Origin of the sequence: Kribbella solani, assembly GCF_014205295.1 — a bacterium.
Taxonomy (GTDB): Bacteria; Actinomycetota; Actinomycetes; order Propionibacteriales; family Kribbellaceae; genus Kribbella; species Kribbella solani.
The window spans coordinates 3,945,652-3,970,211 of the sequence record NZ_JACHNF010000001.1 but is presented as its reverse complement, the minus strand read 5'-3'; the positions used below and the strand labels follow the sequence as shown (position 1 = coordinate 3,970,211).

Below are 24,560 nucleotides of genomic sequence, written 5' to 3'. Positions count from 1 at the left end.
GTGTCATGGCCGAACACGCTGACCTGATCCGGATGACCCGGATCGGGAAGCGGTACGGCGGCGTGCAGGCCTGCCAGGAAGTGGACTTCGTCCTCGGCGCCGGTGAGGTGCACGCGCTGCTCGGCGAGAACGGCGCCGGCAAGTCGACGCTGATGAAGATCCTGTCCGGCGACGTCACCGACTACGACGGCACGATCGCGATCAACGGCGAGCCGGTGCGCTTCAACGGCCCGACCGACGCGCAGTCCGCGGGCATCGCGATGATCCACCAGGAGCTGGACCTCGTACCCGGCCTCTCCGTGGCGGACAACATCTTCCTCGGGCGCGAGTTGCGTACGCCGCTGCGGACCGTCGACCGCCGCCGGATGGAACGCTCCGCCCGCGAGCTGCTCGACCGCAGCGGGGTCAGTCTCGACCCGCGCCGCCCGGTCGGCGAGCTCCGGGTCGGCGAGCAGCAGCTGGTCACGATCGCGAAGGCGATCGCCCTGGACGCGCGGGTGCTGATCATGGACGAACCCACCTCGGCACTCACCACCGCCGAGGTCGAGCGGCTCTTCGACGTGATCCGCGAGCTCCGGCAGAGCGGCGTCGGCATCGTCTACATCTCGCACCGGATGGAGGAGATCGCGCAGATCGCCGACCGCGCCACGGTGCTCCGGAACGGCCGGATCGTCACCAGCTTCGACCCGCGCGAGTTGAGTACGGCCGAAGTCGTCGAGGCGATGGTCGGCCGGCCGGTACAGACCATGTTCACCACCCCGGACGCGCAGACCGGCGACGAACTGCTCCGGGTCGAGAACCTGGTCGTCCGTCCGCGCCGCCCGCGCCCCGGCCGCCGCGACCCGGACGGCATCTCGCTGACCGTCCGCGCCGGCGAGATCGTCGGCCTGGCCGGCCTGCTCGGCGCCGGCCGTACCGAACTGCTCGAGACCTTGTACGGGGTCGCGCCCAGCGGTCCGCGACTCGGTCGAATCCTGCTCCAGGGCAAGCCGATCCAGGTCCACCGGCCGCGCCAGGCCCTTGCCCACGGCATCGGTTTCGTACCGGAGGACCGGCGCGCTTCCGGCCTGGTCCTGTTCCACTCGATCCTGGCGAACACGGTCGTCTCGAGCCTGCCGGCGTACGGACGGCTCGGCGTGATCGCGAAGCGGATGGAGCGGGCCGCGACCGTGTCGATGGCGGACCGGTTGCGGCTGAAGTTCGGCCGGCTGCAGGACGAGGTCGGCACGTTGTCCGGCGGTAACCAGCAGAAGGTGGTGTTCGCGCGGATGCTGCTGACCGAGCCGAAGCTGCTGCTGCTCGACGAGCCGACGCGCGGCGTCGACATCGGCGCGAAGGCGGAGATCTACCGGCTCCTGGGCGAGCTCGCCGCGCAGGGCATGGGCGTACTGCTCGCGTCCTCCGAACTACCCGAGCTGATCGGGGTATGCGATCGCGTGGTGGTACTGCGTGACGGGCGGGACGTGGCGTCGTTCAGTACCGCGGACTCCGGCGAAGGCGACCTGCTGGCGGCGGCGATGGGGCAAGGAACAGTTCACGACGAGGTCGGAGGAGTACGGTGACCGACGTACAGGACAAGGCCGTGGCGGCGACACCGGTCGGGCAGTCGTCCGCCGGAGTGGCCGCGACGCTGTTCCGGTTCCAGAGCGTGTTCGGGCTGATCGCGGTGTTCATCGCGGCGATCATCTTCTCGCCGCGGAAGAACGGCGACATCCTCTTCATCAGCGCCGACAACCTGGCGAACGTGGTCCGGGCGGTGTCCGAGATCGGCATCATCGCGGTCGGGATGACGTTCGTGATCCTGATCGGCGGCATCGATCTCTCGGTCGGCGCGGTACTCGGGCTCGCGGCGGTCGGTTCGGCGGTCCTGATGGTGGAGAACGACTGGGGCTTCCTGCCGTCGGTCGTGCTCGTACTCCTGATCGGCCTGGTCTTCGGTGCGCTGCAGGGCATCGCGACCGCGATGATCGGGATCCAGTCCTTCATCGTGACGTTGGCAGGCTTACAGATAGCCAGAGGTCTGGCCCGGATCTGGTCCGGTGGCCAAGGCGTCGCGATCGCGTACGGCGACGGGCCGAACGAGGCGCCGACGTCGTTCGCGCTGCTCGGCGAGCGAACCTTCGGCGGCCTGGTACCGATCCCGGTGCTGATCTTCGCCGTGGTCGCGATCGCCGCGGTGGTGTTTCTCCGGATCAGTGCGTTCTCCCGGCATCTGTACGCGGTCGGCGGCAACGAGAAGGCGGCCCGGCTGTCCGGCGTACCGGTGGTGCGGGTGAAGATCGCGGTGTTCGCGATCTGCGGGCTGCTCGCGTCGCTGGCCGGGATCGTGCACGCCGTCCAGCTCAACCAGGGCAGCCCGAACGACGGGATCGGGTACGAGCTGGACGCGATCGCCGCGGTGGTGATCGGTGGGACCAGCCTGGCCGGCGGCCGCGGCTCGGTGGCCGGAACGGTGGCGGGCGCGCTGCTGCTCGGCGTCCTGAACAACATCCTCGCCCTGAACAACATCGACTCCAACATCCAGCTCCTGATCAAGGGCCTGGTGATCGTCGCCGCCGCCGCGCTGCAACGACTCCGTCCCACCTCGTAGCCCCACTTCGTAAGGCCCACCCCGTAAGGAAGGTTCGTCATGCGTTCTGTGAAAATCCCCGTTGCCGCGGCTGCCGTTGCCGCGCTGGTACTGGCCGGGTGCGGCACCACCAGCGACAAGACCTCGGGCGCCTCGCCCGGCGCGTCCAAGTCCTGCAAGGGGGCCGACGGCAAGTACACGATCGGGATGAGCCAGGCGAACGTCGCCGAGCCGTACCGGCAGCGGATGGACGACGACATCAAGACCGCCGCCAAGGACGTACCGCAGTTCGACGTGAAGTTCGCCGACGCGGCGCAGGACAACGCCAAGCAGGTCGCGGACGTGGAGAACTACATCACCCAGCAGATCGATTTGCTGATCATCAGCCCGAACGAGGCCAAGCCGCTGACCGCGGTGGTGAAGAAGGCGTACGACAAGGGCATTCCGGTGATCGTGCTGGACCGGAAGGTCGAGGGTGACGCGTACACCGGGTTCATCGGCGGCGACAACGTGCAGATCGGGCGCGAGGCCGGCAAGTACATCGCCGAGAAGCTGCTGCCTTCGGGCGGGAACGTGGTGGAGCTCAAGGGACTTGCCGGCGCGACGCCGCAGGCCGAGCGGCACGAGGGGTTCGTCGAGGGGATCAAGGGCAACCCGAAGGTCAAGGTGATCGCCGGCGCGAGCGGTGACTGGCTGCGGGAGAAGGGCCAGGCGCAGATGGACGCGCTGCTGAAGGCGAACCCGAAGATCGACGTGGTGTTCTCGCACAACGACCCGATGGCCGAGGGCGCGTACCTGGCCGCGAAGGCGGTCGGCCGGGAGAAGGAGATGAAGTTCACCGGCATCGACGCGCTGCCGATCCCGTCCGGCGGGATCAAGGCGGTCGAGCAGGGCCGGCTGGCGGCCACCTTCACGTACCCGACCAACGGCAAGGAGGCGATCGCGGCCGCGAAGAAGATCCTGGTCGACTGCGGCACGATCGAGAAGACCCAAACCCTGCCGACCCAAACCATCGACGCCTCCAACGCCGCCAAGGTCTACGCCGAGGAGAACCCGAACGGCTGACCCCGGCAGCTCCTACGATCAAACGATCGTTCGAATGCCTGGTGCCAAGGAGGACAGCGATGGTTTCCGAGAGAGATGAAAAGGCCGGCAAGGCTGCCAACAAGGCTTTCGAGTTGTACACGACCGAGGTCAATCGGGCGATGGACGAGGCGGAGGTCGCGAACAAGGACGTCCAGGCCGCGGCGAAGAAGGCCGGCAGCAAACTGGGCCGATCCGACGGTGCACAACAGCAGAACCTCTTCGGCCGGCGTTCCGGTCGTGGTGGGAGCGGGCGGGGCTGAGCTCGCTCAGGTCCGGTGGGAGCTGGCTCGTTCCAGTAGGCGGGCTCCCAGGGTGGTCGTGGTCGCGGGGCGGGTGCTGTCGGCGATTCTTGCCAGCAGCAGGCGCGCGGCCGCGGTGCCGAGCTCGTACGCCGGCTGGGCGACCACTGACAACGGCGGATCGACCAGCTCGGCCCACGGCGCGTCGTCGAAGGTGACCAGGCCGAGGTCGCGCCCGGTCCGTACGCCCCGCTCCCGCAGGGCTTGCAGGACGCCGACCGCCATCGCGCTGTTCGCGATCAGCAGCGCGTCCGGTGGTTCCGGCTGGGACAACAGCTCTAGCGCCGCGCGACGCGCTCCGGCCGCCTTGTACTCACTCCGGCGGACCAGTTTGGGCGTACTCCGGCGGCGCGCGGCTTTGAGCGCGTCGCGATAGCCGGCGAGCCGATCGTCGGCGGTGCGGACGCCGGCCGGCCCGGTCACGCAACCGATCCGTTGGTAGCCCTGGGCAATCAAATGCGCGGTCGCCTCCCGGGCCGCGAGCCGGGTGTCGACCAGGACGACGTCGCTGTCGTGACCGGGCAGCGGGCGGTCCACCGCGACGTACGCGGTCCCGCGCGCGGCCAGTTTCGCGACCGCCGTGGCCGGGCCGCTCGGGGACAGGATCACGCCCGCGACCCGTTCCTGGATCGCGATGTCGACGTACCGGTTCTCCTTCTCCGCGCTCTCGTCGGAGTTGCACAGCACCACCGAGTACCCGACCTCGTGCGCGACGTCCTCGACGCCGCGCGCGATCGCGGTGAAGAACGGGTTCTCCACGTCGGAGATGATCAGCGCGACCACCGCCGCCTCCTGCCGGCGCAGGTTCCGGGCCGGGCCGTTCGGCTGGTACCCGAGCTCGATCGCGGCCGCCCGGACCCGCTCGGCCAGCTCGGGGTCGACCGTCGGCTTCCCGTTCAGCGCGCGCGACACCGTGGCCGTAGACACCCCGGCCCGAGCCGCCACATCGCTGACAGTCGCCACGCCGAATCACCTCCGCTGACTGAACAGTAGCGGCCGGGTAATGGATTACCCAGAACCAGCTCATGCACTTTACGTACGTAACCCCCGAGCATTACCAGTGGCGTGAGAGGATCACCCGCGTGACTGCCTTGCCGAGTGTTTCGTACTCCATCACCGTTCGCCTCGAGGTGCCCGCGGGTGGCTCGACGGTGAGCAAGCTGACGACCGCGGTCGAGCAGGCCGGCGGTCTGGTCACCGCGCTCGACGTGACCGCGTCCGGCCACGAGCGGCTGCGGATCGACGTCACCTGCGCCGCCGCCGACACCGAGCACGCCGGCCGCCTGGTCGAGGCGATGCGGGCGGTCCCGGGCGTCGAGATCGGCCGGGTCTCGGACCGGACCTTCCTGATGCACCTCGGCGGCAAGATCTCGATGGAGGCCAAGCACCCGATCCGCAACCGGGACGACCTCTCGATGATCTACACGCCAGGCGTCGCGCGGGTCTGCCTGGCGATCGCGAACAACCCCGACGACGCCCGCCGGCTGACCATCAAGCGGAACAGCGTCGCGGTCGTCACCGACGGTTCGGCCGTCCTCGGCCTCGGCAACATCGGCCCTAAGGCCGCGCTGCCGGTGATGGAGGGCAAGGCCGCGCTGTTCAAGCGGTTCGCCGGCATCGACGCCTGGCCGCTCTGCCTGGACACTCAGGACCCGGACGAGATCGTCTCGATCGTGAAGGCGATCGCGCCGGGCTTCGCCGGCATCAACCTGGAGGACATCTCCGCGCCGCGCTGCTTCGAGATCGAGGCCCGGCTGCGTGAGGAGCTGGACATCCCGGTCTTCCACGACGACCAGCACGGTACGGCGGTGGTCGTCCTCGCCGCGCTCTACAACGCGCTCCGGGTCGTCGGCAAGGACATCTCGAACGTACGCGTGGTGCTGTCCGGCGCCGGCGCGGCCGGGACCGCGATCCTCAAGCTGCTGCTCGCGGCCGGGGTGAAGGACACCTGCGTCGCCGACATCGACGGCGTCATCCACACCGAGCGCGACGGCCTGTCGCCGGAGCTGCGCTGGATCGCGGAGAACACCAACGCGGCCAAGTACAGCGGGAACCTGAAGGGCGCGGTGGCCGGCGCCGACGTGTTCATCGGCGTCTCCGCGCCGAACATCCTGACCGGCGCCGACATCGCCACCATGAACGACGACGCGATCGTGTTCGCGCTGGCGAACCCGACCCCCGAGGTGGACCCGACCGAGGCCGGCGAGCACGCCGCGGTGGTCGCCACCGGCCGCAGCGACTACCCGAACCAGATCAACAACGTGCTGGTCTTCCCGGGTGTCTTCCGCGGTCTGCTGGACGCGCAGTCGTCGAAGGTGTCGGTCGAGATGGAGCTGGCCGCCGCGAAGGCGCTGGCCGGTGTCGTCACGGACGAGGAGCTGAACGCGACGTACATCGTGCCCAGCGTCTTCCACCCGGAGGTACACACCATGGTCGCGCACGCGGTCCGGGACGCGGCTGGTGGCAAGGCGCCGGCCGCGGAGCTCTTCCCGGACGACTCTCCGACTCTGTGACTGGATTGGTTCGTACGACGGCCGAGCGCCGCTCCGGGACTGTGCTTTGGGTCTGGCGCATCCTCTTCGCCGGAGCGGTGGCGGTTCAGCTGTACGCCGTGTACGCGCCGCGCGAGGCGGGTCCGGACGTGGGCGTCCCGCAGCTGGACAAGGTCGTGCACTGCCTGCTGTTCGGTGCGGTGGCGTTGACCGGGCTGATGGCGCGCTTGCCGGCGCGCTGGTTGCTCGGTGCGCTGGCGGCGAACGCGGTGGTCAGCGAGTTGGTACAGCACTGGTGGTTGCCGCAGCGTGATGGCGATCCGTTCGACTCACTCGCCGACCTGGTCGGTGTCGCGCTTGGCGCGTGGCTTGGTAGTTGGTTCGGCCGGTGGATGCTACGGCGTACGGCGTGATGCTCCGGGAGTACCGGCGTACGCCATGATGGAGGTATGACGGCCTCGACTCTGACCGGTTCGCTGCTGGTGGCGACGCCGTTGCTGGACGAGCCGCCCTTCCGCCGCTCGGTGATCCTGCTGCTGGACCACGACGACGACGGTGCGCTCGGGGTGGTGGTGAACCGCGCGGCCGATCTGACCGTCGACCGCGTACTCCCGGACTGGTCGACCGCGGTGGACGAGCCCGGTGTGCTGTTCATGGGCGGACCGGTCGGTACCGACAGCGCGCTCGCCGTCGCCGAGGTGGTGGAGTCCGCGGACCCGCCCGGCTGGCGCGAATGTTTCGGCCGGATCGGGCTGATCGACCTCGACGTACCGCCGGTGCTGCTGGAGGGCGCGATCACCCGGATGCGGATCTTCGCCGGGTACGCGGGCTGGTCCAGCGGCCAGCTCGAAGGCGAGATCACCGAAGGCGCCTGGTACGTGGTCGAATCCCGGCCCGAGGACGTCTTCGGCCACGATCCCGGCACCCTCTGGCGCCGGGTGCTCCGCCGGCAACCGGACCAGGTCGCGTACCTGGCCACGTACCCGGACGACCCGACCCAGAACTGACCGCAACCACCTGCGACTCAGCCGATCACCCGCACGGCCGCGACTCAGCCGATCACCCGCGCGCCGGCCGCCGGCGCCGGCGCGTCGGTGGGTGATTACTCGTCGCCGCCCTCGTCGTCGCCGGGGTTGAGGGACTCCCAGATCTCCTTGCACTCCGGGCAGACCGGGAAGCGCTGCGGGTCCCGGCTCGGCACCCAGACCTTGCCGCAGAGCGCGACCACCGGCGTACCCATCACCATCGCCTCGGTCAGCTTGTCCTTCGGCACGTAGTGCGAGAACCGCTCGTGATCACCGGGCTCGGCCGGCGAGGTCTGGGTCCGCTCGTCGACAACCGTCTCCGCGCCGGGGGTCAGCTGAGTACTCATACCCCCGAGTGTAGGACGTGTCACCAGCCGACCAGGAACTTTTCCACAGCCCAGGGAATCCCGGGGCAACCAGGGGCAGATCCCGGCATGTTCTAGGACGTGACCAACCGAAGGAGGCAATATGAGTGCCGTGGAACCCATTTCGACCCCACCCGTGACGCCGGTGAGCCAGGCGAAGCCGCTGACCAGAGCCGATCTCGATCGGATGCCCGATGACGGCTACCGGTACGAACTCATCGACGGGAGTCTGCTGATGACTCCCAGCCGGTCGTGGAACCACCAGGATGTCGCCGGCAATCTGTTCATCCACCTGCGGCAGACCTGCCCGCCGGAGCTCTATGTCATGATCGCGCCGTTCGACGTCGTGCTGGCGGACGACACGGTGATGATTCCGGATCTCCTGGTCGCCCGCCGGGATGCCTTCACCAAGCGGGATCTGCCCGGGCCGCCGTTGCTCGCGGTCGAGGTGTTGTCACCGAGTACGCGGCGGTTCGATCTGATGGTGAAGTTCTCCCGGCTGGAGGCGGCCGGTTGCGCGGCGTACTGGGTGGTCGATCCCGACACGCCGAGCCTGATCGCGTGGGAGCTGCGGGACGGCGCATACGTGCAGGTCGCGAAGGTCACCGGGGACGAAGTGGCGCGGCTGACGAGTCCGTACGAGGTGTCCGTGCGGCCGACGGATCTGATCTCGTAACCGATCTCGGGTAATCTTCCTGCCCGGCACACTGTCGACTTCGGGGGAGTAGCTGTCTGTGGATTCGCACGTTCCGGCCAGTCCAGCGGTGCTGCCGCCGGCGTACCCGGACCGCGCCGCCTGGGGTACCGCGAGCAAGCTGCGGGCCTGGCAGGCGGAGGCGTTGCAGCTCTACCTCGACAGCAACCCGCGGGACTTCCTTGCTGTCGCGACACCGGGCGCCGGGAAGACCACCTTCGCGCTGACCGTCGCGGCCGAGCTGCTGCAGCGGCGGCAGATCGAGCGGATCACCGTGGTGACGCCGACCGAGCACCTCAAGGTCCAGTGGGCCGAGGCGGCGGACCGGGCCGGGATCGCGATCGATCCGGCGTTCGCCGGGCGGCGTGGCAAGACCAACAAGGACTTCACGGGCGTCGCGGTCACGTACGCCGGGGTGGCGGTGAACCCGCTCGCCTTCCGGGTCCGGACCGAGCGGTTCAAGACGCTGGTGATCCTGGACGAGGTGCACCACGGCGGTGACGCGCTGAGCTGGGGTGAAGGCGTCCGGGAGGCGTTCGAGCCCGCGGCCCGCCGGCTCTGCCTGACCGGTACACCGTTCCGGAGCGACGACAACCCGATCCCGTTCGTCACATACGAGGAAGCGCACGACGGCGTCGCCCGGAGCAAGGCCGACTACACGTACGGGTACGGGCACGCGCTTCGTGACCATGTCGTCCGCCCGGTGATCTTCATGTCGTACTCCGGCGAGATGCGCTGGCGGACCAAGGCCGGTGACGAGGTCGCCGCGCGGCTGGGCGAGCCACTGACCAAGGACCTGACCGCGCAGGCGCTGCGGACCGCGCTGGACCCGGCCGGGGAGTGGATGGGCGCGGTGCTCGCGGCCGCGGACAAGCGGCTGACCGAGGTACGCCGGCACATGCCGGACGCCGGCGGTCTGGTGATCTCGGGCGACCAGAACACCGCCCGCGCGTACGCGAAGACGCTCCGCGAGCTCACCGGTCAGGCGCCGACGGTGGTGCTGTCGGACGAGAAGGCGGCCAGCAAGAAGATCCAGAAGTTCTCCGACGACGAGTCGCGCTGGATGGTCGCGGTCCGGATGGTGTCCGAAGGTGTGGACGTGCCCCGGCTGGCGGTCGGGGTGTACGCGACGCCGACCTCGACGCCGCTGTTCTTCGCGCAGGCGGTCGGGCGGTTCGTGCGGGCCCGGAAGCGGGGTGAGACGGCGTCGGTGTTCGTGCCGTCGGTGACCCGGCTGCTCGGGTTCGCGGCCGAGATGGAGGTCGAGCGGGACCATGTCCTCGGCCGGAAGAACAGCAACGAGGACGGCGACATCTTCGCGCTCGAGGACGATCTGCTGAAGCAGGCGAACCAGGCCGAGGGGGCCAGCGACGAGCTGGAGGGCAACTTCGAGGCGCTCGGGTCGGATGCGAGTTTCGACCGGGTGGTGTTCGACGGCGGCGACTACGGCACCGGCGGGGACAACGCGTCGGACGAGGAGCTGGACTTCCTCGGTCTTCCGGGGTTGCTGGAGCCGGATCAGGTCCGCGAGCTGCTGCACAAGCGTCAGCAGAAGTCACTGGCCGCGCAGAAGAAGTCGCAGCGCTCCAGCGGCGCCGCCGAACCGGCTCCCGCCCCGGCCGAGCTGGCCACCCACGACCAGATCGCCCTGCTCCGCCGCGAGCTGAACGGCCTGGTAGCCGCCTGGAACCACCGCACCGGCCAGCCCCACGGCGTAATCCACAACGACCTCCGCCGCAAACTAGGCGGCCCCGCCGCCGCCCACGCCTCCTCCCTACAACTCACCGAACGCATAGACCTACTCCGCCACTGGGCCACCCAACGCCGAGCCTGACCCCCGGAGCCCCCGGGAGCCCACCTCCCCCCGGAGCGCACCACCTCCCGGAGCGCACCACCCCCCCGGAGCGCACCACCCCCCGGAGCGCACCACCCCCCCGGAGCGCACCCTCCCCGGAGCGCACCACCCCCCGGAGCCAACCCCCGCAGTCCACCCCCGGCCCACCCGGCACCGCCTCCTACCCCCATGCGCCGGTGAGCATTTGAGTGGTGAACCTCCCCCGTTGCCCCTTCACGCCCCGCCTGCGGCAGGTGAACGGACAACCTCAGACGTTCACCCCTGAAATGGCCCCGCGGCTGCACCGGCTGCACCGGCTGCACCGGCAGTTCCGGCAGGTGCCGCAGCTGCCTGTGCGCCGGTGAGCATTTGAGAGGTGAACCTCCGCCGTTGTCCCTTCACCAGCCGCATGCGGAGGGTGAACGGACAACCGCAGACGTTCACCCCTGAAATGGCGCCGCGGTTTCGTTGCGGATGGGTGGGTTGGGGTTCAGGTTTGGGGGGTGAGGGTTTGGGTGCCTATTACGTCGAGTAGGCGGATTGCCTGGTCGGAGGGGGAGCCGGGGGGTGTGGTGTACAGGATGACGCGTTGGTCGCGTTCCGGGACGACCAGGACCTCGCAGATGACGTCGATCCGGCCGACCTGGGGGTGATGGATCGTCTGGCAGAGCGACTGCTGCCGGCCGACCTCGTGCCGTGACCAGATCTCGGCGAACTCCGGACTGCCGGCCTGCAGATCCCGTACCAACCGGGCCAGCTCCGGATCGTCCGGGTACGTGCTGGTCGCCGCCCGTAGATCAGCGGCTGCTTCGCGGGCGAACTCCCGGGTGGCGTTTTCGCCGAAGAGCTCGGCCTGCCGGTCGGTCAGGAAGCGCAGCCGGAGCAGGTTCCGTTCGCGCCGCGGGACAGCGGAGAAGTCCGTGATCAGCGCGGCCGCGAGTGGATTCCAGGCCAGCACGTCGTACTTGGCGTCCAGTACCAGCGCAGGCACGTCCAGGTGGGCGATCATCCGCAGGACCCCGGAGCGTACGTCGGACGGTGGCCCCGGCGGCGGACCGGGTTGCTCACCGGCCAGCCGGAACAGGTGCGCACGCTCGTCGTCGGACAACCGCAGCGCCCGCGCGAGCCCAGTCAGCACCGGCCGCGACGGGCGCGGGCCACGGCCCTGCTCCAACCGGGTGTAGTAATCCGTCGACATCGTCGCCAGGTTCGCCACTTCCTCCCGGCGCAGCCCAGGCGTACGGCGGCGCAGTCCGGCCGGGAGACCTACGTCGGATGGTTGCAGCGCCTCCCGGCGTACGCGGAGGAAGTCGGCCAGTCCGTGTCGATCCACGGTTCCAGGATCGCAGAGGGCGTCCGGCGCATCCAGGGAGTGGCAGTCCCAGGCTCGGCCCGCTCTGCCTGGGCGCCGCGATCCGGCCGAGGGTGGAGGACATGACCACGAACAAGATCGCGCTCGTCACGGGCGCCAACAAAGGTATCGGCAAGGAGATCGCGCGGCAGCTCGGCGCGGGCGGGTTCACCGTACTGGCCGGAGCGCGGGATGCGGAGCGCGGGGAACTGGCGGTGAAGGAGCTGGTCGCGGAGGGGATCGACGCGGTCGCGATTCAGCTGGACGTGGACGATCCGGCATCGGTACGGGCGGCCGCGGCGAAGGTCGGCGCGGCGTACGGGCGGCTGGACGTACTGGTCAACAACGCGGCGATCATCCCGGCCGGTGATGATGCGGTGTCGCGGATCGATGGTGGCGTACTGCGGGCCGCCTTCGAGACGAATGTGATCGGGCTGGTGGAGGTGACGCAGGCGTTCCTGCCGCTGCTCCGGACGGCGCCGGCGGCGCGGATCGTGAATCTGTCGACGTCGCTGGCGTCGTTCGCGCAGGTCGGCGATCCGGAGTCGCGGATGTCGACGGTGGAGACGCTCGGGTACAACTCGTCCAAGGCGGCGGTGAACATGGTCACCGTGATGCTGGCGAACGAGCTCCGCGGCACCGGCATCCTGGTCAACGGCGCCGACCCGGGCAACTGCGCCACCGACATGGGCGGCTGGGACGCCGCCCGCACCCCGGCCCAGGGCGCAGCGGTAGCCGTCCAGCTAGCTACCCTGCCGCAGGACGGCCCAACCGGACAGGTCTACGCCGAAGAGGGCAGGCTCGACTGGTAACCGCGCACGCCGAACCGCACTTCACGGGCGGACTGCACTTTCGTTGTGAGAGTGAGGGGGGCGCCGGGCAGTGCATCACGGGCGAGCTGAGGCCCCGGGAACAGGCGGGGCCGGCGGTGGGCTGGCTGGGCTGTGCGGCACGGCGGGTTGCTCCGCGGCGTCAGACGGTGGCGCCGGACCAGGCCAGGGCTTGTTTAAGGAGGTGGCCGCGGCCGCCTTCCAGGTCGTTCAGGAGGCTGGGGGCGAGGGCTTCTTCGGGCGTGAGCCAGGTCAGTTCGAGCGCGTCCTGGCGCGGGTTGCACTCGCCGGTCACGGGCACGACGTACACCAGCGAGACAGCGTGCTGGCGCGGGTCGTGCAGCGGCGTCATACCGGGGAACGGGAAGTACTCGGCGACCGTGACCGGCACCAGCGAGGACGGCAGCCGCGGGAACGCGGCCGGACCGAGGTCCTTCTCGATGTTGCGGTGCAGCGCGTCCCGGATCGACTCGTTGTGCAGCACCCGGCCGGCGACCAGGGTACGGGTGATCTCGCCGGTCGCGGGCGAGGTCCGGAGCAGTACGCCGATGTGCTCGATCTGGCCGAGCGAGTCGACCCGGGCCGGGACCGCCTCGACGTACAGGATCGGCACCCGGGTCCGGGTCTCGGCCAGCGCGAACTCGGACAGCCACCCAGGATTCGGGTCGGGCGTACGCAAAGACGACGTCATGGGGACATCTTCGCCTACGGTCTGAAAGCGGACCGGTACTGGGATGGACTGAGCCCGAAAGTGGAGCGGAACCTACGGGTGGCGTGGCTCGGATCCGGCCAGCCGACCTGGGTACCGATCGTGCTGATCGGCAGCTCGGTCTCGATCAGCAACCCGGCGGCGCGCTCGGCCCGGACCCGGTTCAGGTACGCCATCGGTGCCATCCCGATCGACTTGCCGAAGACGCGCACCAGGTACCCGGGCGCGAGATTGACGCGGGCGCTCAGCCGTTCCAGGGTCCACGCGTCGGCCGGGTCGGCCTCCAGGAGCCGCATGGCGTGCTGCACCGCCGGATGCGCCGGCTCCCGCGTACCCGGTGCCGCACCCGAGGCCCCGGGCACCAGCGCGCCGGAGAGCATCGCGAACACATCCGGTCCGAGATACGCGTTGCGGACGACAAGCCGGTCGCACTCGACGTACCCATGCCACTCGCCCGGCCGCAGCACGACCACCGAGTCGGGCGCCAGCGCCACCTCCCCGGCCGCCGACACATGCGTGCCACGACCGGAAACCACCACCGCGATCTCGAAGAACGCATGGCTGTGGACAGCGACGTCGGCGGCCACCTCGATCCGCTCGCCGGCGACCGGCAGCCGCGGATCCGGGAACACCTCGTTGCTCAGTATGTTGTGCATCCGCGACTCCAGAGAAGTCAAGATCAGTCAACTCGTGGTCAACCATCGCCTGGTCCGCGTACGCCCCGGTCCGTGAAGCTGGAATCACCTTCCAGACCACGGGAATCCGAGGAGTACGCCGATGACCACGACCGACCCTACGGCACCAGCGACGCTCGACGAAGAGACCATTTCGGCCTATCGCCGCGACGGCGTCGTCCGGCTCCGGAACATCATCAGCCGGGACGAGGCGGCCCGGTTCGCCGCGGCGGCGACCGAGTGGACCGCGAACGCCGACGACAACTTCGAGGGCTCGAAGATCTTCAACCAGTACGTCAACGTGTGGCAGCAGAACGCCGTACTGAAAGAACTCACGTTGGACCCCCGGCTGGCCGCGGCGGCGACCGCGCTGGCGGGCGTACCGCTGCGGATCTGGCACGACCAACTGCTGATCAAGCCGCCGCACAACGGCGCCGCCACCGAGTTCCACCAGGACGCGCCGTACTGGCCGCACGCCGGATCGCGGGCCTCCTTGTCGGCGTGGATCGCGCTCGTCGACGTACCGGTGGAGCGCGGTTGCATGACCTTCATCCCCGGCTCGCAGGACCATCAGAACCTGCGCAGCCAGGACCTGTCCGATCGCGACGACCTGTTCCGCGCCGCACCGGATCTGCGCTGGGAGGAGCGGCTCACGATCCCGTTGCAGGCCGGCGACTGCACCTTCCACAACGCGTACCTGGCGCACTCCGCGACGCCGAACCTGACCGACGATCCGCGGATCGCCCACGTCGCGATCTACATCGACGCGGACGCGACGTACACAGGTAGTGGTCACGTCTGCACGGACGGGCTCAGCCTGACGATCGGAGCGCCCCTCGACCACGAGCTCTTCCCGAAGGTTTAAGAGTTAAGTTTGTCGGCGTGCGTCTGCTCACCGACATCCGTCCGCTGCGCGAGTCCGCTGATTTCCGGCGGTTGTGGCTCGGGTCGACGGTGTCGCAGCTCGGTCAGCAGATGACCGCGGTGACGGTGTCGATCCAGGTGTACGCGTTGACGCACTCGACCTTCGCGGTCGGGCTGGTCGGCCTGTTCTCGCTGGTCCCGCTGATCGTGTTCGGTCTGTACGGCGGTGCGATGGCGGACGCGATCGACCGCCGTACGCTCGCGCTGATCTCGTCGGCAGGGCTGTGGCTGCTCTCGATGGTGCTGGTGCTGCAATCACAGCTCGACTGGGGACAGGTCGGCGTCCTGTACGCGGTGGTGGCCTGTCAGTCGGCGTGTTTCGCGGTCAACAACCCGGCCCGGTCCGCGATCATCCCGCGGCTGATCAGGCCCGCGCTGCTGCCGGCCGCGAACACGCTCAGCCAGGCCGCGTTCAACCTGGGCTTCACCGCCGGCCCGCTGCTCGGCGCGGCGGTGATCGCCTGGCACGGGTTCGCCGCCGCGTACCTGATCGACGTGATCACCTTCACGGCCGCGCTGTACGCCCTCTTCCGGTTGCCGCCGGTGCCTCCGGAGGGATCGGTCCGCCGGGCCGGGCTGCGGTCGGTACTGGAGGGATTCAGTTTCCTACGGACCGCGCCGGCGCTGCTGGCGACGTTCCTGGCGGACATCTTCGCGATGGTGTTCGCGCAGCCGCGGGCGCTGTTCCCGGCGGTCGCGGGCGCGTTCTTCGGCGGCGGCGTCCGGACCGTCGGCGTACTACAGGCCGCTCCGGCGATCGGCGCGCTGATCGGCGTGATCTTCTCCGGCTGGGTGACGCGGGTACGGCGGCAGGGCATCGCGATCGTGCTGGCGATCACGGCGTACGCGGCGGCCGTCGGACTGTTCGGGCTGTCGCGGACGATCTGGCTCGGGATCGCGCTCCTGGCGATGTCCGGTGCCGCGGACATGGTCAGTTCCGCGTACCGGAACACCGTGCTGCAGTCGGCCGCGCCGGACGCGATGCGCGGGCGGCTGCAAGGGGTGTTCATCGTGGTGGTGGCCGGTGGGCCGCGGCTCGGTGACTTCGTGGCCGGTACGACCGCGTCGCTGACCAGCCCGACGATCGCACTGCTCGGCGGCGCCGCGGTCTGCATCACCGGACTGCTGATCCTGCTGGCCCGGAACCGGGCGTTCCGGGAGTACGACTCGCGTACGCGCGCGCTCAGCTGACGACGCGGCCGTCGATGGTCTAGCCGCCGGTCGCGAGTTTCTTCAGGACCGTGAACCAGGAATCCATGTCCGGGTTGATCTCGGTCATCGGCTTGTCGCCGACGGTGACGAGCTTGCGGTCGCCGAGCGGCTTCTTCAGCTTGAACGCGGTGATCGACGCGTTGCTCTCGGCCGGGCACGGGGTGTCGACGTCGATGTACACCAGGACCTTGTCCTCGTGCTCCTCGATTCGCAGGTCGCCGGCGCAGGCGATCCCGGTACCGATCAGGAGGTCCGCGTTGTCGTACTTGGGCGGGTTCTGGATCCACTTCAGGTACTTCGGCTTGTTGCCCTTGACCAGCTGGTAGTTCTGTACTGGCTGCGGCGACTTCTCCGAGCTGCTGCCGCGGCCGTCGCCGAGGAATGTGCCGAAGATCATGTTCACGCACGGGTCCTTGGTGTCCGGGCCGTCGATCGCGCCGAACGCCCGCGCCGCCTTGTAACAGCCGACCGCCTCCCGGTTGAACGAGATGTTGATGCCGACCAGCACCAGCGCGCCGGCGATCAGCGTCACGGCCAGCATCTTGCGGGAGCGGATCTGTTGCGGGCCGAGGATTCCGGCCGCCCGGCGGACCTCGTCCTCGGTCGCGTCGGCCGGCACCGGCGCGGTGCGGAACAGGGCCGTGATCGAGCTCGTCCACTGTGGATTGATCAGGGTCGGCACCGCGTACGCCAGGATCAGCACCACGGCCACGAGGACGGCAGGGAGCAGCGACCAGTAATTTCGCACGGCAGCAAGATACGGGCCCATCGGTCCGTGCCCGAATAGCGGATACCCTGGCAAGGTGTCCTGTCGGCGCCGTAGCTCGACGCTATCGGCGCCCAGGCACGCACCTCGCCGCTATCGTTCGAGTTACGACGCCGACAGGACACCAGTGCCAGCCGAAACTTCCCAGACGCTCGATCGGGGACTCACTGTCCTCGAGTTGCTGGCGGACGCACCGGACGGGCTCTCCATCACCGAGCTCGCCGCGGCGCTCGGGGTCAGCCGTACGGTCGTGTACCGCCTGGTGAACACGCTCGAACTGCACCGGTTGGTGCGGCGGGACAGTGAAGGGCGGGCGCGGTTGGGGCTCGCGGTCCTGCACTACAGCCGCCGGGTGCAGCCGACGCTGCGGGACGCGGCGCTGCCGGTGCTGCGTTCGCTCGCCGAGGACACCGGCGCGACAGCGCACCTGACCGTCGCGGACGGTGAGGAGGCGCTGGCGATCGCGGTGATCGAGCCGAGCTGGACGGACTTCCACGTCTCCTACCGGATGGGTTCCCGGCACGCCCTCGACCAGGGCGCGGCCGGCAAGGCGATCCTGGCCGGCCGCCGCAAACCCGACCCCGCCGGCCGCCCCTTCGTCATCACCGCCGGCGAACTCCAGGCCGGCGCCCAGGGCGTCTCGTCCCCCGTCCTCGGCGTACCAGGCGTGGAAGCCTCCATCGGCGTGGTCGTCCTCGGCAAACTCGACCGAGACTTCGTCGGTCCCCGAGTAGCCCGAGCCGCCGTAGAAGTAGCCAAACGCCTCGCCTGACCAGCACCCCCACCACCCGGTGCAGCCACCGGTTCACGCCGAGCGTGGGGCCATTTCAGAGGTGAACCTTCCGGCTTGTCCCTTCACCTTCCGCATGCGAGAGGTGAAGGGGTCAGCTACGAGGTTCACCTCTCAAATGGTCCCAGCCGGAAACGGGCGGGCGAGGGCGCGGGGTGGTTCAGGGTTTGGTGGCTGCTTCTACTAGCGGGAGTACTCGGTGGGGGATTTGTTCGGCCAGGGCTATGACGGTTGAAGCTCTTTGGATGCCCTGGACGATGACCACCTGGTCGATGACGCGTTGCAGGTCGGCGTTGGAGCGGGCGACGATTCGGCACCACAGGTCCTCGGCGCCGGTGATCGTGTGTACTTCGAGCACCTCCGGGATCCGCGCCAGCGCCGCCGCCACCGTCGTGTGCCCGGACCCCTGCTCGATCTGCAACGTCGCGAACGCGGTCACCGGATAACCGATCGCCGTGGTGTCGATGTCCGGCCCCCACCCGCGTACGACTCCGTCGCGCTGCAACCGATCCAGCCGCGCCTGCACCGTCCCACGCGCGACCCCCAGCCGCCGCGACGCCTCCAGCACCCCGACCCGCGGCTCGGACGCGAACAACCCCAGGATCCGCGCGTCCAGCGCATCCACCGACATACCAACCCTCCAGCAATAGTCACCCTGACCAAATAGTCCAGACCAACCCCAAAGATACTGGACAACCTGCCCAGCAAAATAACAAACTGTTGCACAACCTGTCGTCGCGAACCAGGCTCTGGGTACCGATCCGAACCTGGAGGAGCACCCGATGACCAGCACCGACCTCACCCCCGCGGAGCTCGACGCCGATCTCGATCTCGACCAGCTGAAGCAGCTCGTCGGCCTGGTGCCGTACGACGAGACCACCGACCCGTTCCCGGTGACCGCGATGGACGCGGTGGTGTTCGTGGTCGGCAACGCCACCCAGACCGCGAAGTACTACCAGCTCGCCTTCGGCATGGACCTGGTCGCGTACTCCGGCCCGGAGACCGGCGCCAAGGACGGCAAGGCGTACGTACTGAAGGCAGGGTCGGCCCGGTTCGTGATCTCCGGCGGCGTGAGCCCGAAGAGCCCGCTGCTCGACCACCACCGCAAGCATGGTGACGGCGTCGCGGACATCGCCCTCGAAGTGCCCGACGTGGACAAGTGCATCGCGCACGCGCGCAAGGTCGGCGCCACCGTACTGGAGGAGCCGAACGACGTCACCGACGAGCACGGTACGGTCCGCCGCGCCGCGATCGCCGCGTACGGCGACACCCGCCACACCCTGATCGACCGCAGCCGGTACGACGGCCCGTACCTGCCTGGCTTCGTCGCCGCGACCACGCGGGTGACCCGGCCGGAGGGGCACCCGAAGCGGCTCTTCCAGGCCATCGACCATGTCGTCGGCAACGTCGAACTCGGCAAGATGGACGAGTGGGTGGGGTTCTACAACAAGGTGATGGGCTTCGTGAACATGGCCGAGTTCATCGGTGACGACATCGCCACCGACTACTCGGCGCTGATGAGCAAGGTCGTCGCCAACGGCAACCACCGGGTGAAGTTCCCGCTGAACGAGCCGGCGATCGCGAAGAAGAAGAGCCAGATCGACGAGTTCCTGGAGTTCTACGACGGCGCCGGCGCGCAGCACATCGCGCTCGCCACCAACGACATCCTGCGGACCGTCGACATCATGCGGGCGAACGGCGTCGAGTTCCTGAACACGCCCGACTCGTATTACCAGGACCCCGAGCTGCGGTCCCGGATCGGCGAGGTGCGGGTACCGATCGACGAGCTGCAGTCGCGCGGCATCCTGGTCGACCGGGACGAGGGCGGGTACCTGCTGCAGATCTTCACCGCCCCGATCGGCGACCGCCCGACGGTCTTCTACGAACTGATCGAGCGGCACGGCTCGCTGGGCTTCGGCAAGGGCAACTTCAAGGCCCTGTTCGAGGCGATCGAGCGCGAGCAGGAGCGCCGCGGCAACCTCTGACGGTTGCCCAGTGCCCCCAACCCCCGACACGAGTGGATATCCACTCGTGTTGGGGGTTCTCCACTGGTACGAGAGTGGAGAAGGCACTACAGCGGTGGATATCCACTCTTGTGGTGGGGTGGTTGGGGGCCCGGAGGTTGCTGGGCGCAACTGGTTACGGCGTGTCGCCGTCCGATTACCGGAATGACTGTCGGGGCAGCGGGTGTTCGCGTAGTGTGCGTTCCTGAGCGCGCGTCGGGGCGTGTGCTCAGGAAGGGTTTCGTCATGAAGACACTGGGCATTCTGCTCAGCACCGCGGGCCTTGCCGGGGTGGGCGCGTTCGCCCTCACCGCCGCGCCGGCCCAGGCGGTCGCGGCCGCCAACTGTTCTGGTGCGACGTCCATCGCGTCCGCGCCGATGCTACGAGACAACAAACCGCCCAGTTGGGGCACGATCCGGCTGGTCCGGGACAACTGCTCGCAGTACTGGGCCGAGATCACCATGGCGTCGCCGTTGGTGGCCAACGCGAAGGCGAACGCCTTCCTGGTCCAGTACGGGGGCGGCAGCAACGGCCGGGTGCTCAGCTGTGACAGCAGCGGCGGCAACGGTTCGGTCATCCAGAACCAGCGCACCTGCCGGACACCGAAGGTGAAGGCGGCCAGCGGCAGTATCACCTTCGTCGCGATCGGCCGGGAGTACCACAACTATGGCGGCGGCTACGAGGAGATCTCGGAGAACGCCACCAGACGTACGCGCTGAACCGCGCCCCCGCGTCGAGCACCAGCTGAGGTCCAGCACCAGCTGAGACAAGGGGGCGCGGTACTGAGCGGTATTCACTAGGCTCGCGGTATGAGTCAGGTTGTCGAGCAACTGCGCCAGGCCCTGCCCGCCGAGGCCCTGGTGACGGACCCGGACCGGATGGAGAGCTTCCGGTACGACCGGGCGATGTTCTGTCCGGCCGGAATGCCGCTGGCCGTCGTGCTGGCGCGGGAGACCGCGCACGTCCAGGCCGCGGTCCGGATCGCGCACGAGGCCGGCGTACCGATCGTGCCGCAGGGTGCCCGGTCCGGCCTGTCCGGCGCGGCGAACGCGCTGGACGGCTGCGTCGTGATCTCGCTGGAGAAGATGGACCGGATTCTGGCCATCGAGCCGATCGACCGGTACGTCGTCACGCAACCAGGCGTGTACAACGCCGTACTGTCGCGCGCCGTGGCCGAGCACGGGCTGTTCTACCCGCCGGACCCGTCCAGCTGGGAGTTCTGCTCGATCGGCGGCAACCTGTCCACGAACTCCGGCGGCCTGTGCTGCGTGAAGTACGGCGTGACCACCGACTACGTACTCGGCCTGGAGGTCGTGCTCGCCGACGGGCGGCTCCTGCGCACCGGCCGGAGGACGGTCAAGGGCGTCGCCGGGTACGACCTGGCGAAGCTGATCGTCGGCAGCGAGGGCACGCTCGGCATCATCACCGAGGCGACGCTGATGCTCCGGCCGGCGGCGGCCAAGCCGACGACGATGGCCGCGCTGTTCGGCTCCGGCGTCGAGGCCGGGAACGCGATCCTGGAGATCATCCGCAGCGGCGTCTCGCTCAGCCTGCTGGAGATCATGGACCAGACCACGATCCGCGCGGTGAACAAGTACAAGCGGATGGATCTGCCGGACGAGGCGGCGGCGATGCTGATCGCGCAGTCCGACGCGGGTGGCGAGGCGGGCGCGGCCGATGTCGCCGCGGTGGCCAAGCTGTGCCGCGACCACGGCGCGCTGGAGTGCATCGAGGCCGAGGACGACGCCGAGGGCGACATGCTGCTCGAAGGCCGCCGGGTGGCACTGACCGCGCTGGAGCAGCTCGGGACCACGATGATCGACGACGTCGCCGTGCCGCGGACCCGGCTGGCGGAGTTCATCGGCCGGCTGGAAGCGCTGTCGGCCGAGCTGGACATCACCATCGGCGTACTGGGCCACGCCGGCGACGGCAACATGCACCCGACCGTGGTCTTCGACCAGGCCGACCCGGCGCAGGCCGAACGAGCCCAGGTCGCGTTCGACCGGGTGATGGAGATCGGGCTGGAGCTCGGCGGCACGATCACCGGTGAGCACGGCGTCGGCGTCCTGAAGCGGACCTGGCTGGCCGAGGAGATCGGTCCGGTCGCGCTGGACGTGCACCGGGCGATCAAGTCCGCCCTGGACCCGAAGAACCTGCTCAACCCCGGCAAGATCGTTGCCGAGTGAGGCTGTGACCCAATCGCAACAGAACTGCCGGGGCCATTCGACGTCCATGCCCGTCGAATGTGACGTCGAGCCGACAGCATAGGTAGCGAAAGCTGAGAAGAATTCGCGGGGGACCGGATGCAGGGTAGGAGGCGCCCGATGGGTCAGTGGCGCCGTGCCGTGCTTCCTGCCTTCGCGGCCGTGGTCGCGACGGCGTTGCTGTCCGCCTGCGCGAACGGTGGTGGGCTGCGGGTCGAGGGACCGGAGCCGGCCCCGCCGTCGACGCCGGGCCTCACCACGCCCAGCCCGCACCCGATGCGTACCCCGGCGGTGGCGGTCGATCTGGCCGAAGTTCGGGTCCGATTGCTCGCCGACAAGCGGCTGTCCGGGTACTCCCGGACGGTTCTCACGAATTGCACGGTGATTTCGCGTTGCCTCAGCAGGGGTAGGACCGTTGATGTATTGCACAGCGGTACACCTCAGCAGATCGTCCTGATCCATACCCTGGAAAAGTTCGTCTTCGGTATCTTCCTGATCGCCGTGGAGCCATCCGGCCCGCGACCGATCTGGAGTTTGAACGTCGAGCAGCCGACCGTGAACGCCAGCCCGCAAGGGGACCTGGTGGTCGAGTCGAAGATCTTCACGATCAACGACCCGGTCTGCTGCCCGTCGGGTCGCCGGGTCGAGGTCTACCGTTGGAACGGTCGGCAGATGATCAAGGTGAGCTCGACGGACCAGTAGGGAGACTGAAGTTCGGTGGTACCGGAAGAACCGGCAGCGCGCATTCTCATGGTCGAGGACGACGCGGTGATCCGTGAGGCGACCCAGTTGACCCTCGAGCGGCACGGCTACGACGTGACCACGGCCGAGGACGGCCTGGAAGCGATCGAGCGTTTCGAGAAGATCCATCCGGACGTCGTGATGCTGGACATCATGCTGCCCGGGCTGGACGGCATCTCGGTGTGCCGACGGATCCGTGAGACCAGTACGGTCCCGATCGTGATGGTGTCGGCGCGCGGTGACGCGCTCGACGTCGTCCTCGGGCTGGAAGCGGGCGCCGACGACTATGTGACCAAACCGTTCGACACCCAGGTGCTGGTGGCCAGGCTTCGGGCGGTGATGCGGCGGGCGGTGTCCGATCCGGAGCGTCCGGCCCCGGCGGCCGGCTCCGGGGTGGAGTCGTTCGGCGATCTGGAGCTGGACCGGGAGGCGCTGGAGGTGCGGCGGAGTGGACAGACCGTCCAGCTGACGCCGACCGAGCTCAAGCTGCTGATCGAGTTCGCCAACAACCCCGGCGTGGTGCTGAGCCGGTCGACGCTGCTGCAGCGGGTCTGGGACTACGAGTGGGGCGGCGACGGCCGGCTGGTCGACGTCCACCTGCAGCGGCTCCGGACCAAGATCGGCGCCGACCGAATCGAAACCGTCCGCGGCTTCGGGTACAAACTCAGGGCATAGGAGATGGGCCTCCGGGGCAAGCTCGGTCTCATTTTCTTGCTCGTCTCGTCGCTCGCGATTCTGGTGCTGTGCGTCGCGGTCTACACCCAGGCCCAGTCGGCCCGGCTGGACCGGACGCGCAGCTTCGCGGACGAGCGGATCCAGCTCGCGGCGCAGAGCTACGACACCAACGACGTACCGGTGTTCGGTGCCAAGCTGGATGATCCGGATCTGCCGCCGCAGTTGCGGGACGCCGTACTGCAGGGCAAGCGGGCGACCTTCAAGACGGGGTCGCCGCGGGCCAAGATGTGGGCGGCGGTGGCGGTCAAGGACGGCAAGGTGCTGTCGATCGAGCAGGACTACGAGAACAGCGACGACTCGATGAAGGCGCTGCAGCAGGCGCTGCTGCTCGGCGGCATCGGTACGGTCGCGCTGGTCGCCCTGGTCAGCGTGATCCTGGCCGGCAGCCTGTCCAAACGGATCGTCGCGGTCGCGGGTACGGCGCGCCGGATCGCGGCCGGCGATCTGGACGCGTCCGCGGCCGAGGCGGTCGGCAAGGGCAAGGACGAGGTGCAGTCGCTGGCCACCGCGCTGGACACGATGGCCACGTCGTTGCGCGGGCAGCTGGAGGCCGAGCGCCGCTTCACCGCGGACGTCGCGCACGACCTGCGTACGCCGGTGACCGGGCTGACCACCGCGGCCGAGTTGCTCCCACCAGGGCGGCCGAGTGAGCTGGTACGGGACCGGGCGAAGGTGCTTCGACGGCTGGTCGAGGACTTGCTGGAGATCGCCCGGTTCGACTCCGGGGTGGAACAGGCCGACCTGGAGCTGGTCGGCCTGGGCGCGTTCGTCGGGTCGGCGGTCGGGCGGCTGCGGATGCAGCAGGCGCTCGCGCCGGACAGCGTGATCGTGCACCAGGCCGGCCCGGACGAGACGGTTTCCACCGACTCGCGCCGAATCGAGCGCATCCTGGCCAACCTGATCGTGAACGGGCTCCGGCACGGCAAGCCGCCGGTCGAGGTGACGGTCAGCGGCCGGACCGTCGAGGTGGTTGACCACGGCAACGGGTACCCGGAGGAGCTGATTGCCGAGGGCCCGCGCCGGTTCCGGTCCGGGATGGCCGAGCGCGGGGTCGGGCACGGCCTCGGGCTGACCATCGCGGCCGGGCACGCGAAGGTGCTCGGCGCCGAGCTGACGTTCGGCGAGGCCCCCGGTGGTGGGGCGCTGGCCCGGCTGGTCCTGCCCGCCGGACCTGAGACGGAGTCGTAACACAACCTTTCGCCGGTCCACCGCGTCTCTCCTTGTGCAACGGGCTCCCACACCGAGAGCCCTTCAAA

Annotated in this window: 26 protein-coding genes; 19 read left to right on the top strand and 7 right to left on the bottom strand. The window is 69.0% G+C overall.

Annotated features, from left to right (window positions below; all coding sequences use genetic code 11):
* Positions 1-5 precede the first annotated feature (5 nt).
* Genes HDA44_RS18000 through HDA44_RS17985 form a run of 4 tightly spaced genes read left to right on the top strand, consistent with a single transcriptional unit; the run spans position 6 to position 3,915 of the window.
* Positions 6-1,562, top strand: a complete 1,557-nt coding sequence (locus HDA44_RS18000; RefSeq protein WP_184835901.1) for a sugar ABC transporter ATP-binding protein — start codon at positions 6-8, stop codon at positions 1,560-1,562.
* Positions 1,559-2,590: an ABC transporter permease gene (locus tag HDA44_RS17995; protein WP_184835898.1), complete on the top strand. Its 1,032-nt coding sequence runs from the start codon at positions 1,559-1,561 to the stop codon at positions 2,588-2,590. Before HDA44_RS18000 ends, HDA44_RS17995 begins: the two co-directional genes overlap by 4 nt.
* Positions 2,591-2,629: 39 nt before the next feature.
* Positions 2,630-3,634, top strand: coding sequence for a substrate-binding domain-containing protein (locus HDA44_RS17990; protein WP_184835896.1), 1,005 nt, complete (start codon positions 2,630-2,632; stop codon positions 3,632-3,634).
* A gap of 59 nt (positions 3,635-3,693) precedes the next feature.
* Positions 3,694-3,915, top strand: coding sequence for a hypothetical protein (locus HDA44_RS17985; protein WP_184835894.1), 222 nt, complete (start codon positions 3,694-3,696; stop codon positions 3,913-3,915).
* A 6-nt stretch (positions 3,916-3,921) separates the two neighbouring features.
* Here the strand turns inward: HDA44_RS17985 and HDA44_RS17980 are convergent, their stop codons facing one another.
* Entirely contained in the window at positions 3,922-4,917 is a 996-nt protein-coding gene (locus HDA44_RS17980) for a LacI family DNA-binding transcriptional regulator (protein WP_184835892.1), read from the bottom strand.
* A 119-nt stretch (positions 4,918-5,036) separates the two neighbouring features.
* Between HDA44_RS17980 and HDA44_RS17975 the strand changes: the two genes are divergently transcribed.
* Genes HDA44_RS17975 through HDA44_RS17965 form a run of 3 tightly spaced genes read left to right on the top strand, consistent with a single transcriptional unit; the run spans position 5,037 to position 7,453 of the window.
* Entirely contained in the window at positions 5,037-6,467 is a 1,431-nt protein-coding gene (locus HDA44_RS17975; RefSeq protein WP_184835890.1) for an NAD-dependent malic enzyme, read from the top strand.
* Complete coding sequence (locus tag HDA44_RS17970; RefSeq protein WP_337906091.1) at positions 6,464-6,859, top strand: VanZ family protein; 396 nt, start codon at positions 6,464-6,466, stop codon at positions 6,857-6,859. Before HDA44_RS17975 ends, HDA44_RS17970 begins: the two co-directional genes overlap by 4 nt.
* Positions 6,860-6,895: 36 nt before the next feature.
* Complete coding sequence (locus tag HDA44_RS17965; protein WP_184835888.1) at positions 6,896-7,453, top strand: YqgE/AlgH family protein; 558 nt, start codon at positions 6,896-6,898, stop codon at positions 7,451-7,453.
* A gap of 95 nt (positions 7,454-7,548) precedes the next feature.
* On the opposite strand, the gene HDA44_RS17960 is transcribed toward HDA44_RS17965, so the two are convergent.
* A complete protein-coding gene (locus tag HDA44_RS17960; protein WP_184835885.1) occupies positions 7,549-7,818 on the bottom strand; it encodes a DUF3039 domain-containing protein in 270 nt (89 codons plus the stop codon).
* A gap of 121 nt (positions 7,819-7,939) precedes the next feature.
* Between HDA44_RS17960 and HDA44_RS17955 the strand changes: the two genes are divergently transcribed.
* The gene (locus HDA44_RS17955) at positions 7,940-8,512 is read left to right on the top strand and encodes a Uma2 family endonuclease (RefSeq protein ID WP_184835883.1); all 573 of its coding nucleotides are present in this window, start codon (positions 7,940-7,942) and stop codon (positions 8,510-8,512) included.
* 58 nt (positions 8,513-8,570) lie between these two features.
* Positions 8,571-10,364: a DEAD/DEAH box helicase gene (locus HDA44_RS17950; RefSeq protein ID WP_184835881.1), complete on the top strand. Its 1,794-nt coding sequence runs from the start codon at positions 8,571-8,573 to the stop codon at positions 10,362-10,364.
* Positions 10,365-10,854: 490 nt separating this feature from the next.
* Here HDA44_RS17950 and HDA44_RS17945 read toward each other — a convergent pair whose 3' ends face one another.
* Positions 10,855-11,697: an MmyB family transcriptional regulator gene (locus HDA44_RS17945; RefSeq protein WP_184835879.1), complete on the bottom strand. Its 843-nt coding sequence runs from the start codon at positions 11,695-11,697 to the stop codon at positions 10,855-10,857.
* A 101-nt stretch (positions 11,698-11,798) separates the two neighbouring features.
* Here HDA44_RS17945 and HDA44_RS17940 point away from each other — a divergent pair, with 101 nt between their 5' ends.
* Entirely contained in the window at positions 11,799-12,527 is a 729-nt protein-coding gene (locus HDA44_RS17940; protein WP_184835878.1) for an SDR family oxidoreductase, read from the top strand.
* Positions 12,528-12,687: 160 nt separating this feature from the next.
* Here the strand turns inward: HDA44_RS17940 and HDA44_RS17935 are convergent, their stop codons facing one another.
* A complete protein-coding gene (locus HDA44_RS17935) occupies positions 12,688-13,236 on the bottom strand; it encodes an NUDIX hydrolase family protein (protein WP_184835876.1) in 549 nt (182 codons plus the stop codon).
* A 14-nt stretch (positions 13,237-13,250) separates the two neighbouring features.
* Positions 13,251-13,910 (bottom strand): helix-turn-helix transcriptional regulator, encoded by a 660-nt coding sequence (locus tag HDA44_RS17930; protein WP_184835873.1) that lies wholly within the window; start codon positions 13,908-13,910, stop codon positions 13,251-13,253.
* Between the two features lie 121 nt (positions 13,911-14,031).
* On the opposite strand from HDA44_RS17930, the gene HDA44_RS17925 reads away from it, so the two are divergent.
* Both HDA44_RS17925 and HDA44_RS17920 read left to right on the top strand, forming a co-directional pair.
* The gene (locus HDA44_RS17925) at positions 14,032-14,793 is read left to right on the top strand and encodes a phytanoyl-CoA dioxygenase family protein (RefSeq protein WP_184835871.1); all 762 of its coding nucleotides are present in this window, start codon (positions 14,032-14,034) and stop codon (positions 14,791-14,793) included.
* A 17-nt stretch (positions 14,794-14,810) separates the two neighbouring features.
* On the top strand, positions 14,811-16,043 hold the full coding sequence (locus HDA44_RS17920; protein ID WP_184835869.1) for an MFS transporter: 1,233 nt from the start codon (positions 14,811-14,813) through the stop codon (positions 16,041-16,043).
* 19 nt (positions 16,044-16,062) lie between these two features.
* Here the strand turns inward: HDA44_RS17920 and HDA44_RS17915 are convergent, their stop codons facing one another.
* The gene (locus tag HDA44_RS17915; protein WP_319039192.1) at positions 16,063-16,812 is read right to left on the bottom strand and encodes a hypothetical protein; all 750 of its coding nucleotides are present in this window, start codon (positions 16,810-16,812) and stop codon (positions 16,063-16,065) included.
* A gap of 145 nt (positions 16,813-16,957) precedes the next feature.
* Here HDA44_RS17915 and HDA44_RS17910 point away from each other — a divergent pair, with 145 nt between their 5' ends.
* Positions 16,958-17,602, top strand: coding sequence for a helix-turn-helix domain-containing protein (locus HDA44_RS17910; protein ID WP_184835865.1), 645 nt, complete (start codon positions 16,958-16,960; stop codon positions 17,600-17,602).
* Positions 17,603-17,780: 178 nt separating this feature from the next.
* Here HDA44_RS17910 and HDA44_RS17905 read toward each other — a convergent pair whose 3' ends face one another.
* Complete coding sequence (locus HDA44_RS17905) at positions 17,781-18,251, bottom strand: Lrp/AsnC family transcriptional regulator (RefSeq protein ID WP_184835863.1); 471 nt, start codon at positions 18,249-18,251, stop codon at positions 17,781-17,783.
* Positions 18,252-18,402: 151 nt separating this feature from the next.
* Here HDA44_RS17905 and hppD point away from each other — a divergent pair, with 151 nt between their 5' ends.
* The 6 genes from hppD to HDA44_RS17875 all read left to right on the top strand — a co-directional run bounded on the left by hppD (position 18,403) and on the right by HDA44_RS17875 (position 24,492).
* Positions 18,403-19,605, top strand: a complete 1,203-nt coding sequence (gene hppD / locus HDA44_RS17900; RefSeq protein WP_184835861.1) for a 4-hydroxyphenylpyruvate dioxygenase — start codon at positions 18,403-18,405, stop codon at positions 19,603-19,605.
* Positions 19,606-19,869: 264 nt separating this feature from the next.
* The gene (locus HDA44_RS17895; protein WP_184835859.1) at positions 19,870-20,343 is read left to right on the top strand and encodes a hypothetical protein; all 474 of its coding nucleotides are present in this window, start codon (positions 19,870-19,872) and stop codon (positions 20,341-20,343) included.
* Between the two features lie 90 nt (positions 20,344-20,433).
* Positions 20,434-21,810, top strand: a complete 1,377-nt coding sequence (locus HDA44_RS17890) for an FAD-binding oxidoreductase (RefSeq protein WP_184835857.1) — start codon at positions 20,434-20,436, stop codon at positions 21,808-21,810.
* Between the two features lie 138 nt (positions 21,811-21,948).
* A complete protein-coding gene (locus HDA44_RS17885; protein ID WP_184835855.1) occupies positions 21,949-22,530 on the top strand; it encodes a hypothetical protein in 582 nt (193 codons plus the stop codon).
* A gap of 15 nt (positions 22,531-22,545) precedes the next feature.
* Positions 22,546-23,244 carry a two-component system response regulator CseB gene (cseB, locus tag HDA44_RS17880; protein WP_131293492.1) on the top strand — a complete coding sequence of 233 codons (699 nt, stop codon included), beginning with the start codon at positions 22,546-22,548 and terminating at the stop codon, positions 23,242-23,244.
* Positions 23,245-23,247: 3 nt separating this feature from the next.
* Positions 23,248-24,492: a HAMP domain-containing sensor histidine kinase gene (locus HDA44_RS17875; RefSeq protein ID WP_184835853.1), complete on the top strand. Its 1,245-nt coding sequence runs from the start codon at positions 23,248-23,250 to the stop codon at positions 24,490-24,492.
* The last annotated feature ends 68 nt before the right edge of the window (positions 24,493-24,560 follow it).